The 13878-nt window shown below is 53.1% G+C and carries 14 protein-coding genes; 4 read left to right on the plus strand and 10 right to left on the minus strand.

All coding sequences use genetic code 11. The features are described from left to right. Nucleotides 1–294 precede the first annotated feature (294 nt). Nucleotides 295–1176, minus strand: coding sequence for a glucose-6-phosphate dehydrogenase (locus Q0231_RS13990; RefSeq protein WP_299348313.1), 882 nt, complete (start codon nt 1174–1176; stop codon nt 295–297). Nucleotides 1177–1186: 10 nt separating this feature from the next. Next, on the minus strand, nt 1187–2059 hold the full coding sequence (locus Q0231_RS13995) for a BadF/BadG/BcrA/BcrD ATPase family protein (protein ID WP_299348315.1): 873 nt from the start codon (nt 2057–2059) through the stop codon (nt 1187–1189). Nucleotides 2060–2237: 178 nt separating this feature from the next. On the opposite strand from Q0231_RS13995, the gene Q0231_RS14000 reads away from it, so the two are divergent. Beyond that, a complete protein-coding gene (locus Q0231_RS14000) occupies nt 2238–2624 on the plus strand; it encodes a DUF1636 domain-containing protein (protein ID WP_269392920.1) in 387 nt (128 codons plus the stop codon). Further along, nucleotides 2621–3136, plus strand: coding sequence for a bifunctional adenosylcobinamide kinase/adenosylcobinamide-phosphate guanylyltransferase (cobU, locus tag Q0231_RS14005; RefSeq protein ID WP_269392921.1), 516 nt, complete (start codon nt 2621–2623; stop codon nt 3134–3136). The genes Q0231_RS14000 and cobU overlap by 4 nt, the downstream gene beginning before the upstream one ends. Here the strand turns inward: cobU and cbiB are convergent. Genes cbiB through cobA form a run of 4 tightly spaced genes read right to left on the minus strand, consistent with a single transcriptional unit; the run spans nt 3133 to nt 7643 of the window. Further along, entirely contained in the window at nt 3133–4092 is a 960-nt protein-coding gene (gene cbiB / locus Q0231_RS14010) for an adenosylcobinamide-phosphate synthase CbiB (RefSeq protein WP_299348320.1), read from the minus strand. The genes cobU and cbiB overlap by 4 nt on opposite strands. After that, nucleotides 4089–5564 (minus strand): cobyric acid synthase, encoded by a 1476-nt coding sequence (locus tag Q0231_RS14015; RefSeq protein ID WP_299348323.1) that lies wholly within the window; start codon nt 5562–5564, stop codon nt 4089–4091. Before Q0231_RS14015 ends, cbiB begins: the two co-directional genes overlap by 4 nt. Nucleotides 5565–5569: 5 nt before the next feature. Beyond that, a complete protein-coding gene (locus Q0231_RS14020) occupies nt 5570–6859 on the minus strand; it encodes a cobyrinate a,c-diamide synthase (RefSeq protein WP_299348326.1) in 1290 nt (429 codons plus the stop codon). Then, nucleotides 6852–7643: a uroporphyrinogen-III C-methyltransferase gene (gene cobA / locus Q0231_RS14025; protein WP_299348347.1), complete on the minus strand. Its 792-nt coding sequence runs from the start codon at nt 7641–7643 to the stop codon at nt 6852–6854. Before cobA ends, Q0231_RS14020 begins: the two co-directional genes overlap by 8 nt. Before the next feature lie 116 nt (nt 7644–7759). On the opposite strand from cobA, the gene Q0231_RS14030 reads away from it, so the two are divergent. Beyond that, nucleotides 7760–8851, plus strand: coding sequence for a cobalt-precorrin-5B (C(1))-methyltransferase (locus tag Q0231_RS14030; protein WP_299348329.1), 1092 nt, complete (start codon nt 7760–7762; stop codon nt 8849–8851). A gap of 21 nt (nt 8852–8872) precedes the next feature. Beyond that, nucleotides 8873–9613 carry a cobalt-precorrin-6A reductase gene (locus Q0231_RS14035; protein WP_299348332.1) on the plus strand — a complete coding sequence of 247 codons (741 nt, stop codon included), beginning with the start codon at nt 8873–8875 and terminating at the stop codon, nt 9611–9613. On the opposite strand, the gene cobM is transcribed toward Q0231_RS14035, so the two are convergent. From cobM to cbiT, 4 genes are all read right to left on the minus strand, one after another. Next, nucleotides 9592–10383: a precorrin-4 C(11)-methyltransferase gene (gene cobM, locus Q0231_RS14040; protein ID WP_299348335.1), complete on the minus strand. Its 792-nt coding sequence runs from the start codon at nt 10381–10383 to the stop codon at nt 9592–9594. The two genes, Q0231_RS14035 and cobM, sit on opposite strands and share 22 nt — an antisense overlap. Further along, the gene (locus Q0231_RS14045) at nt 10380–12170 is read right to left on the minus strand and encodes a cobalamin biosynthesis protein (RefSeq protein WP_299348338.1); all 1791 of its coding nucleotides are present in this window, start codon (nt 12168–12170) and stop codon (nt 10380–10382) included. Before Q0231_RS14045 ends, cobM begins: the two co-directional genes overlap by 4 nt. After that, entirely contained in the window at nt 12158–12862 is a 705-nt protein-coding gene (gene cobI / locus Q0231_RS14050; protein ID WP_299348341.1) for a precorrin-2 C(20)-methyltransferase, read from the minus strand. Before cobI ends, Q0231_RS14045 begins: the two co-directional genes overlap by 13 nt. Beyond that, the coding region (gene cbiT / locus Q0231_RS14055; protein WP_299348344.1) for a precorrin-6Y C5,15-methyltransferase (decarboxylating) subunit CbiT at nt 12859–13878 on the minus strand (1020 nt) is incomplete at its 5' end. The genes cbiT and cobI, both read right to left, overlap by 4 nt.

The raw sequence follows: 13878 nt of genomic DNA on the forward strand, positions 1-13878 counted from the left end.
CTGCAAACCGACCCGCTTGAAAAAGTCCAAGAAAAATGACTAATAGGCGCGACGTGGCTTAATTGACCTGGCTCATCAAGCCGGTCATCGCCAAACGACCCACGGATCGTACGTCCCCGCGTTCGCCGGCGGGCCGCACGAGCTCCGAGAGGTGTGCGATCTGCATGTCGTCCACCTCACACCCGCAATTCCGATTCTGACGACCCGGTTACTTGCGCAACCTGGAATGATCATGCCGCGGCCATTTTGCCGCAGGTTTATCCAGCGAAGTCTCAGGCGTGAACTACCGTTGTGTTACGTCATTTTGGCCCACCATGCCCAACGAGGTTTGGCGGGTACCGCAGACTGGCGGCACCTAACAACGACTCGCACCTTGACCTTTTCATCGCGCACTGCGCCAGCATCGAAATTGGTCGGCGGTTCCATAGCGAACAGCGCCAGCAATTGCAGCATGTGGTTTTGCACCATGTCACGCAGCGCACCAGATTTTTCGTAATAGCTGCGCCCACCTGAGCCAACGCTTTCGGCCACAGTGATTTGTACATGGTCAATGTGGGCAGAATTCCAAATTGGCTCAAATAGTGTATTGGCAAAACGCAATGCCAACAGATTTTGAACGGTTTCTTTGCCCAAATAATGGTCAATCCGATAGACTTGGTCTTCGCGGAAAACCTTGGCCACCGTGTCATTGATATCAATTGAGCTTTCCAGGTCGCGCCCAAGAGGCTTCTCAAGAACCACGCGCGCGTCCGGCGTCCAGTAATTGCGGGTGGCGAGATAGTCGCAAATGGGTTCGAACAAAAATGGGGCGACGGCCAAATAAAACGCCCGCACAACTTCCGGGTCGTCGCGCAAAGCGTCGTCTAGTTCGGCCCAGCCATCTTTATCTGTTACATCGTTGGCGATGTAGCTAAAGCAACCGGCGAACTCTTTGAGCTGTTCTTCTTCAATATCTGTGGCATCAACAAATTGGCGAACAGATGCAATGGCAAAGGCTTGAAATTCCTCTGTGGTCATCTCGGACCGCGACACGCCAATAATTCGCGAATTGGTATCGAATTGCTGATCGATAAAGCGATGGAAAAGCGCGGGAATGAGTTTGCGTTGACTAAGGTCACCTGTGGCGCCAAACACCACATAGTCAAACGGATCAACTGGGATAATACGGCTCGACATCTCTTGCCTCCTAGTTTTGTTGTGCGGCTTTCGCCATCAATAGAGCACCATGTTGGGCGTCAGCTTGCGCACCCATCACAAAATCACCGTAGCGGTCTTTAAGGAGCGGCAACAAGCGTTCGCCAAATCCGCCTACAATGGCGAGTTTTTTTGCGCCACGCTTTTTGAACCAATCGGCAAACTGATCAAGCTGCTCATATTCAAATGCCATCATTTCTTGCGCGATTGGGTCACCCTGCTCAACAAATTCCATGAACATGGGGATCAAGCTGGCAAAATCCTTAGGCCAAGCTTTAAACGACCAATCCATCATGGTGTCCGTTGACCCACCAAGCTTTTCAATGATCGCTTGCGTTAAGGGAGCCCCCTCGCAAAGGCCATCCAGCGCTTCAATGGAGCGACGGGCAATGGCGCGGCCAAGAATGGCACCAGATGCGGTATCTGAAATATGGTAACCCCAGCCGCCAACCGGGTGTAGTTTGCCTTCAACTTTTGCGAGCCCGGCAGACCCTGTACCAACAATCAATACGGCGCCATCTTCGCCCAAATGCGCGCCTTCTCGGGCTGTTTCCACATCGTTGTGCACCAACGTGCGGGCAAAGGGATAATCACGGGCGGCGAAATCGCGCTTTGAGGAGGCCAAGTGCGCACCAGCAAGACCAAGGCACGCAATGGTGTTGGCCATGTCTTTTTCGCCAAGACCTGCTTTTTCAAACACCTTTTGGCTTACATCAATAATTGAGCCATAGGCTTGTGATCCATCACCAATGGTGGTGTTGGCCGGACCGCCACGGGTTTCAGCGATTGTTTCCAAATTTTCATTGGCGAGGCGCGCGCGACAATTGGTGCCGCCGCCGTCAATACCAAGATAGAATTTTTGCACCGGGCGCTCTCCTAAAATTTTGCGCGGGTGAGATGACACGGCGCGATACATAAAGGCAAAACGTCTTAGACGAAAGTATTAATCGCCCCTTTTGTAACAAAAAGTCCACCTCTTGCGTTTTTTCTCAATTCGACGCAATTTCGTGCGCTCCAGTTTGACCAACATATTTGAGTTCGCTTTGACCCAAAAATTGACCGTTTGCACCACCTGCAAATTTTCCAAGGAACATGCATATAACGCCAATGGTGAAACTGGTGGTGAGATATTGCTCAAATCGCTTGAAACATTGCGTGACAAACGCGAAACACGTCTCAAAATCGTGGGGCACGAATGCCTATGGGCGTGCAAACATTCATGCACGGTGTTGCTAGAAGATGAAAAACGAACTGGATATTTAGCCGGCTATTTTTCACCCGAGGATAAAGATGCCGAAGCCATTTTGGATTGGTGTGCAGCGCACGACAAAACTGAAGATGGTAATGTGCCTTTTATTGAATGGCCCCAAGGCATGCGCGGGCACTTTATCGCCCGCATACCGGGCAAAGCCGAAGGGGAAACGCGATGAGCGGGCATCATTTGATTTTAGGCGGAGCGAAATCTGGAAAGACCTCATATGCGGAGCAAATGGCCCTCAACATGGGGGATAAGCCCGTCTATCTGGCAACCGGGCAAGCGTGGGACGATGAAATGCGCACCCGTATTGATGCACATAAAGCATCCCGTGCGGACCAATTTATCACCGTTGAATCTCCCCTGAATTTGATTTCTGCTCTGGAACAAAATCGGGACGTATCAAGGGTTTTTTTGGTCGACTGTTTGACCTTGTGGATCACCAATTTGATGATGGCTGAGATGAGTGTTGATGAGAGCGTCGACGCGCTTATTCACTGGCTTACAGCGAACACGGCGAGCCAAATTATCCTTGTTTCAAATGAAGTTGGCCAAGGCATAGTGCCGGACAATAAAATGGCGCGAGAATTTCGGGACCATGCGGGGATAAGTCATCAAAAACTGGCTAGGCTGTGCGAGACGGTGACCTTTGTAACCGCCGGTATTGCCCAGCGTTTGAAAGGCTAACCAAAGATCAACGCCAGTACAAAAAGCACTGCCAAGGTCAGCGTGAGGCTTAGGCCATAGAGTTTTAACGCGCGGTCAATATCCAAAGCTTCGATAAAATCTTTGCCCTCACCCATGGTCGCCAGATCCAAGGTTTTCCCATCATAATCGCGTGCGCCGCCAAGCTTTATGTTCAGCGCGCCTGCCATTGCAGCTTCTGGCCAGCCTGCATTGGGGGAGCGGTGAAGCTTTGCATCTCGCCGGGCAGATCGCCATGCAGCTTCACCATCCATACCCGGGGTAAACCGCGCTGTCAGCGCAAAGATTGCAGCGGTTAGACGGGCGGGGATAAAGTTGGCTAAATCATCCAGTTTGGCGCTGGCAAAACCAAAGTCTAAGAATTGCTCGTTTTTATGGCCAACCATTGAATCTGCTGTGTTAATTGCTTTGTACAAGGCCACTCCCGGCAGGCCAAAAAGCACCAGATAAAAGATTGGCGCAATAATGCCATCGGAGGTGTTTTCGGCCAAGCTTTCAACCGCTGCACGCGCCACCCCATCTTCATCCAACTGGTCAGGGTCGCGCCCCACAATATGGGAAACAGCGTGGCGGCCTTGGGTCAAATTCTCGCGCAAGCCGTCGGCCACAGCCTTCACCGCTTGGCCCAATTCCTTTTGTGCAATCAACGTACTAGCGAGAAAAATCTGAGCCGCCCACCCAAAGGGAATATCGCGCAAGGTCCAAACGATTAGGAGCGAAACAAATGCGGTGGTTGCCAGCAATATCGTGAGCATTACAAAGCCGTTTCGGCGACGGCGCAAATTGCTCAAAGCTGGATTATTGGCCCGTTTTTCAAGCACTTCAATTAGCTTACCCATCCACATAACGGGGTGGCCGACCGCGTTCAGAACAGGCCTTGGATAGCCCAAAATCCGCTCGAGTAAAGTGGCCGCAAAGGCGAGGACAAAGCTTGTCATGTTGATTTCCTTGGCGTTTTCATGGTCTGAGCGATTTGATCGAGATTGACGTGATGTTCCAAATGGGCGGCAAAGCCATCCAATATCTGGTCAATCCGGGCCTCAAATTCAAGCTCAGCATTGGTTTTTGCGCCCAATTGATCCAAGAACGCGCGGCGGAATTGGTCCGATGCGAAAAGGCCATGCAGGTAGGTTCCAACGATCTGACCGTTTGGCGACATTGCTCCCTCAGGCTGATCACCAACCCTTGCAAAAGGTTGTATCCGATCTTTGCCAGTGGTCTCGCCCATATGCATATGATAACCGGACAGGGGCAAATCATGCGTGCTTGAGACTGCGTTCTCTAGGCGCAATTGCTTTTGTTCGGACAGGCTTGTTTCAACGTCGAGCAGGCCCAATCCAGCAACGGATTTGGGGGTGCCTTCTATACCATTTTTATCGGCGATTGAGCGCCCTAACATTTGGTAGCCGCCGCAGATTCCGAGCACAGATTTGCCTTGGCGCACATGGGCTTTGATGTCGATATCCCAACCCTGCGCAACAAGAAATTCATAGTCTGATATTGTCGATTTTGAGCCGGGCAGGATTATCAAATCCGCGTCCATGGACAACGGATTGCCGGGCTGGATGATGTGCAAGCTGACGCCTTCTTCTTGGCGAAGAGGATCTAAGTCATCAAAATTTGCAATGCGCGGCAAGCGCGGCACGACGATTTTGAAGTCGCCCGTTTGATCTACTTGGCGATGATCTAGGGCTAGCACATCCTCGGGCGGCAAAAGCTGTGCATCTGGATAGTCGGGCAACGGTCCCCAACACGGCAGGCCAGTACGATTTTTGATGAAGCTTTTGCCCTGTTCAAACAGGTTTGGGTCGCCGTGAAAACGGTTAATCAAGGAGCCAACAATGAGCGCTTTGTCAGCTGGATCGATGACCTCCAAAGTGCCAATGATCGACGCGATCACGCCGCCACGGTGGATATCGCCCACCAGCATGACGGGCAAGTTGAGCGCGCGGGCGAAACCAAAATTTGCAATATCGGCGGCGCGCAAATTGATCTCTGATGCGCTGCCTGCACCTTCTACGAAAATCAGATCAGCATCGGTTTGTAATTCTTCAAATGCTGAAACTGTTTGTGGCAAATAGACACTGCGTTTTTTGAAATACTCGCGGGCGGACATAGAGGCCACACGTTCGCCGCGCACCACCACTTGCGCACCTGTTTCTTGCTCCGGCTTTAGGAGCACCGGGTTCATTGCAGTTGTTGGTTCAATCCGACAAGCGCGGGCTTGCAGCGCTTGGGCACGGCCAATTTCACCACCGTCGGCGGTTACCGCAGCGTTGTTCGACATGTTTTGCGGTTTAAACGGGCGCACCGAATGGCCGCGGTTGGTGAACGCACGACAAAGGCCTGCAGTGACGAGGCTTTTGCCCACGTCCGACCCTGTGCCCATGATCATGAGTGTTTTGGCCATTTTGCCTATTCCACCTGTTCGATAATATGAGCATATGAGCCCATAGTGCGCCTTTGAACACAACCCATTGGCGCAACCGGGTTGCCCTGCGCGTCAGTTGCGTCAAACAATGGATCGCTCACCGCCCCAGATTGGGTTGAATAGTGAAACTCGTGCCCGCGCAGGTTTTGTGTCCACGGCAGCGCGCTTTTGTGCGTTAGTTGGCGGTAGCCGAGCTGTCGGCGGGGGCGGTCGATCATCGAACTGTGTGGCAAAAGCCCTAGCATTTTGTGGGTTTGGCCCTGCTTGTTTGTGAGGCTTTGTCCGAGCACCATATAGCCGCCGCACTCGCCATAAATCAATTTGTTGGCGTCTGCAGCTGCGCGCATGCCATTTGCGAAGTGCGCAGCGTTTGAAAGTTTTTCCGCGTGCAATTCGGGGTAGCCACCGGGTAAAAAAATAGCATCGGCTGATTGGTCCGGCGTTTGATCGTCAAGTGGTGAGAAGAAGCTGAGCTGGACGCCCTGGGCTTGCCAATCGGACAGGAAATGAGGGTAGATAAAGGCGAAAGCCTGATCGCGGGCGATGGCCTTATGCTGACCAAGTGGTGAAAGTCTTTTGGGTTCGCTGGTTTGGTGAACGGGTTCAGCGATTGACTGCAACTTGTCCAAATCGATATTTTTATCGATCCGGTTTGTCGATGTACTGGCCACCGCTTTCGCCGCCGCAAAATCTTGCGGCAAAGTGAGGCCCAAATGCCTTGAGGGAATGTTTAATTCGTCATCACGAACAAGGGCGCCCAAATAGGTAACATCGAGCGGTTCAAGCGCTGATTTGAGCATCAATTCGTGCCGTTCGCTGGCGACGCGGTTCAGAATCACCCCTGCCACTTTGATGTCTTGGCGCAGGGTCGAAAAGCCGTGCACAACGGCTGCGATCGATTGTGCCATCGACCCCACATCCACCACCAAGATCACGGGTAAGTTGAGTACAGCGGCCAGATCAGCAGTGGAGCCATTGCCGCTGACAGCACCGTCAAACAAGCCCATCACGCCCTCGATTAACAATAGGTCCGCGCCATTTGCGGCTACGTCAGCGCGGCTTTTGAGTTGTGCCGCCGACATGGCCCAGGGATCAAGGTTGGATGCGGCGACCCCAGTGGTGAGCGCGTGAAACGACGCGTCAATATAGTCCGGCCCAGTTTTTGCAGAAGCAACATTGATGCCGCGATTTTTGAGCGCACCGAGCAAGCCCATGGTGACGAGTGTTTTGCCTGACCCTGAACTTGGCGCTGCAATGATGAGCCCTTTAGCCAATGCGGTTCTCCGATGGGGTATACCAGTTCAAGATTTCGCGGTAGTTGACCACTTGTCCGATCACAACAATGGCGGGCGTTGGTACGTCTTCGCGTTCAACAAATGCGCCCGCATCCCCAAGCGTGGTGATTGCCACTGTTTGTTCGGGCAGCGTGGTATTTGAAAGTATAGCGAGAGCGTCTTCTGTTTGGCGGCCCGCTGCTATCAGTTTTTCGGAAATTGAGCTGAGGTGTTTCACCGCCATAAACATCACGATGACAGGGGCGGCAGTTGCGATAGATTGCCAATCAACAGCATGGGGCACCTCGCCTGTTTCATCATGCCCCGTGAGGAAGATCACCGCCTGGTTGGTATCGCGGTGAGTAACGGGTATTCCGGCATAGGCAAGCCCACCAATGCCTGAAGTGATGCCCGGCACTATGCGAAATTTCACACCTGCTTTGGCCAATGTTTCACTTTCTTCACCGCCTCGGCCAAAAACAAACGGATCGCCGCCCTTAAGGCGCAAAACCTTTTTGCCCTCTTTTGCCCAATCGATCAGGCTTATTGAAATGTCTTTTTGCTTTGGCGAAGGTTTGCCGCCGCGCTTGCCTGCATAAATGCATTGAGCATTTGGGTTGGCGAATTTGAGCAGCTCTTTGCCCACGAGGGCGTCATAAACGATCACGTCCGCCTGCCCCAAAGCGTAATAGCCAAGCATTGAAATCAGGCCAGCAGCACCCGGCCCTGCGCCCACAAGCCAAACAGTGCCCGGTTCAAAGGGAGGGAAATCCGCATCATCCATACGCCCGAAATGGCCTTGCGGCTTATCCGGGGCGAACAGATTTTTGAGGCGATGCAAAAAGCTCATCTAAACTTCTTTCTTTGCGCGACGTCGTGGCCGCTATATAGAACATTGATATGAGTGCGGACAGCCAAAAACAACCCGATCAATTGCGCCGTGGCTGGACCACGGGGGCATGCGCCACTGCAGCGACGGTCGCGGCGCTTGAAGCGCTGTTGGGCGACGGCTTTCCCGATCCTGTTTCGATCACCCTGCCCGGTAAACAAACCCCCAGTTTTGCATTGGCCACCGAAGAATTGGGCAAGGGGTTTGCGCAATGCGGTATCATTAAAGATGCGGGGGACGATCCGGACGTAACCCATGGAGCGATGATTATCGTGCGGGTTCAAATCGGCGCAGCCGGCAGTGGCGTTACCTTTAAAGCTGGAACGGGCGTTGGCACTTTCACAAAACCCGGTTTGCCGCTGCCGCCGGGTGAGCCAGCCATCAACCCTGTGCCGCGCAAAATGATGCGTGAACATGTGGAAGCGATTTGTGAAAAACATGGCATTGCGCCCGATGTGGAAATCACCGTTTCGGTGCCCACCGGGGAAGAATTGGCGGATAAAACGTGGAACCCAAGATTGGGCATTTTGGGCGGCATTTCGATTTTGGGCACCACAGGGATTGTCATCCCCTATAGTTGCGCTGCGTGGATACATTCGATCCATCGTGGTATCGATGTGGCGCGGGCTGAAGGCCTGCCCCATGTTGTCGGCTCCACCGGCGACACGTCTGAAAAGGCGGCGATGGCACATCTTGACTTGCCCATGGAAGCCTATCTGGATATGGGCGATTTTGTGGGTGGTTTGCTCAAATATCTCAAGAAAAACCCATTGCCGCGCCTGACCATTGCTGGCGGTTTTGCAAAGCTCGTGAAATTGGCGCAAGGGCATATGGATTTGCATTCAGGCCGCTCCCAGGTTGATTTCAACTGGTTGGCGGTTGAAGTGCGCGCGCTTGGTGGCACAGATGACCTTGTCGCGCAAATATTGGAGGCGAAAACCGCCAAACATGTTCTGGAAATGTGCCAAGACGCTGGCCTTAGTATTGCGGACCGTGTCGCGGAACTGGCCAACAAACAAGCGCAAAGCAAGTTGGATATCAACAAGACCAAAACAAGTGTTTTGGTGGTGGATCGAATTGGGGTTATAATCGCGCATAGCTAATCGCAACTTGGAGGTGGAACTATGCGAATTTTGGTATTCGGCGGCACCGGAGAAGCGATTGATTTGGCGAACGGATTGGTCCGGCAGGGCCATCAGGTTACCACGTCGCTCGCCGGACGAACGCGCAAGCCGCGCCTGCCCAATGGGCACATTCACACAGGCGGTTTTGGCGGCACGCAAGGGTTGATCGATTTTATCAGCCGCAATGGTTTTGAGATGATCATTGACGCCACGCACCCATTTGCTGCGACCATGTCGACCCATATTGTAGATGCTGGCGTTGAGATGAACAAACCCATGCTGCGCCTGACGCGCGAAGCCTGGCAAGCAAGCGTTGATGACCATTGGAACCATGTATCGGACATTGAAGCGGCAGCTAAACAATTGCCAGCGGATGCGCACGTGCTGGTCACGGTTGGTCGCCAACATATTGAGCCCCTGGTCTTGCGTACCGACTGCAAAATATTCGTGCGGGCGATTGAGCACCCCGAAGTGATTTTGCCTTCTCACGTGACCGTGATTTTGGAGCGCCCGCCATTCCGGTTGAGCGACGAATTGGCCTTTATGCGAAAACACGAAATCACCCATTTGGTCTCCAAGAATGCGGGCGGTGGTCAAACCGCTGCCAAGCTTGAAGCGGCGCGCATGGTTGGGGCAAAGGTGATCATGATTGAACGCCCACTGTTGCCAGAAGCGCCCGAGGTTTATTCGGTTGATGCGGCACTGCAATTTGTTGCCGATCATTCAGCCTCCGCTGCCTGACGCTTTTTCTTTTTGCCCTTGTTGCGCAGCACATGGGCGAAGTCAGCGCTATATAGCTCGCTGTCGCGGAATTGTTTTTGGCCGAATACTTTGCCAACGAATATCAAGGCTGTGCGGGTGATTTTTTCTGCCCGCACATCGGCGCGCATGTCTTTGAGCGTTGTGGTGATGAACTTCTCGTCCGGCCAAGTGGCACGGTAAGCGACGATCACCGGGCAATCTTCGCCATAAAACGGGGTCAGGGTTTCTTCGACATACTTAAGGTTACGGATCGACAAGTGGATCGCAAGGGTTGCGCGTGACTGGCCCAAAATCTCAAGCGTTTCATGCTCGGGCATGGATGACGCTTTGCCCGACGTGCGGGTAATGATGATGGTTTGTGCAATCTCTGGCAGAGTCAATTCAGTTTGCAATTTCGCTGCCGCGCCTGCAAAAGCGGGTACGCCGGGCACCACTTCGTAGGGGATTTGCAAATCATCGAGACGGCGCATTTGCTCGGCTACGGCGCCATAGATTGAAGGGTCACCCGAATGGACACGCGCCACGTCTTCACCGCGTTCGTGTGCCGATCTCATGTCCTCAATAATCTCACCAAGGTTCATGGGCGCGGTGTCTTTCACCAATGCCCCTTCAGGAGCAGCCTCCACAATCTCGGTTGGCACCAATGAGCCTGCATAAAGGCATGTGGGGCAGCGCTCGATCAGTTTGAGGCCACGCACGGTAATGAGGTCTGCAGCGCCAGGGCCTGCGCCAATGAAATATACGGTCATGATGCTTGATCCATTTTTGCGGCTTTCTTCGCGTAACCGCGCGGCGTATAGGCGACAGTTTCGCCAGAACCACGTTTGAAGCTTTTTGATTGGGATGCGCCGAACATGACGATAGTCAGCATGTCGATTTCTTCGGGGTTGAACTCGCCCAGTTCAACCACCCGCACTTTTTCTGCAGGGCGTCCAAGATTGGACGCGATCACAACCGGCGTATTGTTGGGGCGATGTTTCAAAAACTTCTCTTTGGCGATTTCAATCAGGTCCGTGCGACGCATGGAGCGCGGGTTATAGAAAGCGGTAACGAAGTCTCCTGCTGCGGCAGCATCCAAACGTTTGAGAATATCCTCGCGCGGGGTCAGCAAATCCGACAAGGAGATACAGCAAAAATCATGACCGATTAGCGCACCAGATTTTGCGGCGGCAGCTTGGAAAGCGGAAATGCCTGGGCATGTTTCAATAGCCACGCGTTTAGCCGCGTCGGATATGGCGCGGTCGCCTGTTGCGGCCAGCAATTCGTAGATCAAAGCACCCATGGCGAAAATGTTCGCGTCACCTGAACAAATCAGCGCGACCTGTTTGCCGATGCCCGCCAACTCAAGCGCATGGCGCACGCGCAACTCTTCTTCGCCCAAAGCAAAACGATGTTCGATTTGATCGGTTTTGGCGTCGGCAGCAAGATCCAGATACAACCCGTACCCAACCCAATCGGTGGTGCGGCGCAGAGCCATATCTGCGACAGGAGTGCGCAATTGGTTGGTGCCGGGGCCAAGGCCCACAAGATAGAGAGCACCCGCTAGAGTGCCGAACGTATCAACGTCAATTGGTGTTTCGCTGATACCAATGGCGCAAGTTGCTTTGTTGGTCTTTTGCTTTTCAACCAACAGGGCTCCTGCTTTAATCGCGGATGCCTCTGCAACTGATGGGGTGCCAACTTCGCTTAAAACCACCGTTGAAGGATTGGGGACGCGGACTGCTTCTTGTTTCAACTGATCGGCGGTGAATGTGCGCAAAGGTACATTAAAATGGCTTGCAGCAGCATTGAGCGCTGCCTCATCTGACTTCAAGTCAATGGACGCAATGGCAGCGATTGCGAGCGGTGAGATGTTGTTTTCGGCCAGTGTTTTTTCGACCAGTGCGATCACGTGATCAGCTGGACAATGGCGTTCGCACCCAATGCCAACGATCAAGTTCTTGGGTACGATGTGAAGTGAAGCACCGTCTTGTACCAGATGATCAATCGCCACATTCACAGTGCCATCTTTTAAGAGCAGGCTACTTTTTTCAAGCCAGGGGGCATTGCCATCCAGATTGATTTTTTCGCCCGCGAGCAATTTCGCCATGGCAGATTTGGCCGCATCTGGGTTTGCCAAAACGTAACCAAATGGCGGTTCATCCAAAGAGATGCCCAAGACATTGTCGCTCGCCGTGGTGATGGCCGCGTTGCCGTCAAGCAATGCTGAGATATCTAAAGCCAATTGGTTTGCGCCGTGGTGGCCACCTAAAAGGGGCACCGCTTGCTCGCCATTGGGCGAAACGGCAACTACTGCTGGTTCTGACAATTTTTCACTTAGAATGGGTGCGAGATAGCGCACCAAAATGCCGGATGCACAAACGCCAACAATTGAGCGCTCGGCGCTAAAGGCGGATTGCAGAAGTGCTTTGCTGTCTTGACCATCCATGTCGCTTTTAAGCCAAAGTTGGCCGTTCAGGTGGTCAGCGATTTTTCGTGCGGTTGTGTCGCCGGCAACGGAGAATGAGACGACCAGAGGTGATTTTATTTGCCCCATGCTTCATCTCCTTTGTAACAGAGGATGGTTGAAAAATAGGGGCGTTCGCCTTTGGCAAAATCCATTAGTGGCGTCACCTTTTGGCGGTTTTGGGTAGCGTGTTCCACCACGATGGCGTTTGCGGCGTGGCCCGTTTGAGTGAGCACATCACGGACCCGATCAAAATGGCGACCAACTTTGATGATGGCGGCGCTTTGGGTTTGATTGAGTTCAAAAATCAGTTTTTCGCTGTCTAGGGGCGCTGGCAAAACCTTGAGGGTTTCGTTGCGCGCAGCCAGCGGACGGCCAATGGCAGATGCGGTTGCGGTGAGCGAAGTAATGCCGGGCACAATTGAAACACGCGCCTGAGGCAAGCGCTCTATCATATACATGGCCGAGCCATAAAACAGCGGGTCACCTTCGCACAAGTAAGCAACCGACTTGCCTTCATCAAGAAGAGACGAAATCGTCTTGGCAATCTGGTCGTAGGCCTGTTGTGCTGGTTCGCGTTCAACTTTCATTGGCACATTGACTGGCAATCTAACTGCGGCCGCACCAATATGCTTTTGAGCAATCGACAAGGAAAGTGAGGTTTCGCCCGGTTTTTGTGGATAGACCACCACATCGGCTTTGCCAATGGCATTGACCGCCTTGAGGGTTAACAACTCGGGGTCGCCCGGTCCAACGCCTACAAGGGTCAGCGTGCCGCTCATTGTTCAACCTCTTGCGGTTTGGCGACATTCCATTGGGTTACTGCCATGCGCGGGCGCAGCGCTTTGTGTGCGCCAACATTGTCCAAATGTGAAATCTCTATTCGGGCCATGTCGCCGCCATGTTTTTCAAGCCGGTGCACCAATGCCATTTCACCGTCCAGGGTTACTGCGTTGGCGACCAACCGACCACCGGGTTTTAAAGCGGCCCAACAGAAATCAAATAGTGCTTCATTGCCCACATCACCGCCCATAAATATCGCATCGGGCGCATCTAGTCCTTCAAGACTTTCAGGTGCTTGGCCTGAAACAATTTTGAGCCCGGGAACACCAAGCGCCTTGCGGTTTTTTTCGATCATTTCAATGCGCGTCGCGTGACGCTCAAAACAAGTAGCGATTGCACGGGGTGCCGCCCGCATCCACTCAATCGCAACCGAGCCACATCCTGCGCCCACGTCCCACAATTGTTGGCCCGGCAACGGCGCTAGTTTGGCCAAAGTGGCAGCACGCACTTCCCGTTTTGTCAATTGCCCATCATGCACGAAGGCACCATCTGGCAGACCGGGCAAAGGTGGCAATATCGGCGCACGCTCATCCGCGACACAATCGATGGCAACAGTGTTGAGATTACCCACGCCTTTGTTGGAGTGATCCTTTGCCAAGAACTCGGCTTGGCTTTCTGTTTCCCCGCCCATGGCGTTGAGCACTGTCATTTGGCTTTCACCATAGCCACGGTTGGTCAAAAGTTTTGCAATTTCTGCAACAGTGCTCGCATCGCTTGTTAGCGCCAAAATGCGTTGACCCGGTACAATATGGGAATGAAGGATATCAACAGGACGGCCATGCACAGAGATGCATTGAACATTTTGTAGCGGCCAGTTCATGCGCGCTGCGGCAAGTGAAAAAGCAGAAGGCGCTGGTTGAATTTCGAATTCTTCCGGCGCAATGTGTGCGGTAAGCGTTGCGCCAATGCCAAACCATGTGGGATCGCCGGTGGCTAATATCACCGTTGGCGTACC

This window comes from uncultured Maritalea sp. (genome assembly GCF_937139385.1).
GTDB classification, from domain to species: domain Bacteria; phylum Pseudomonadota; class Alphaproteobacteria; order Rhizobiales; family Devosiaceae; genus Maritalea; species Maritalea porphyrae_A.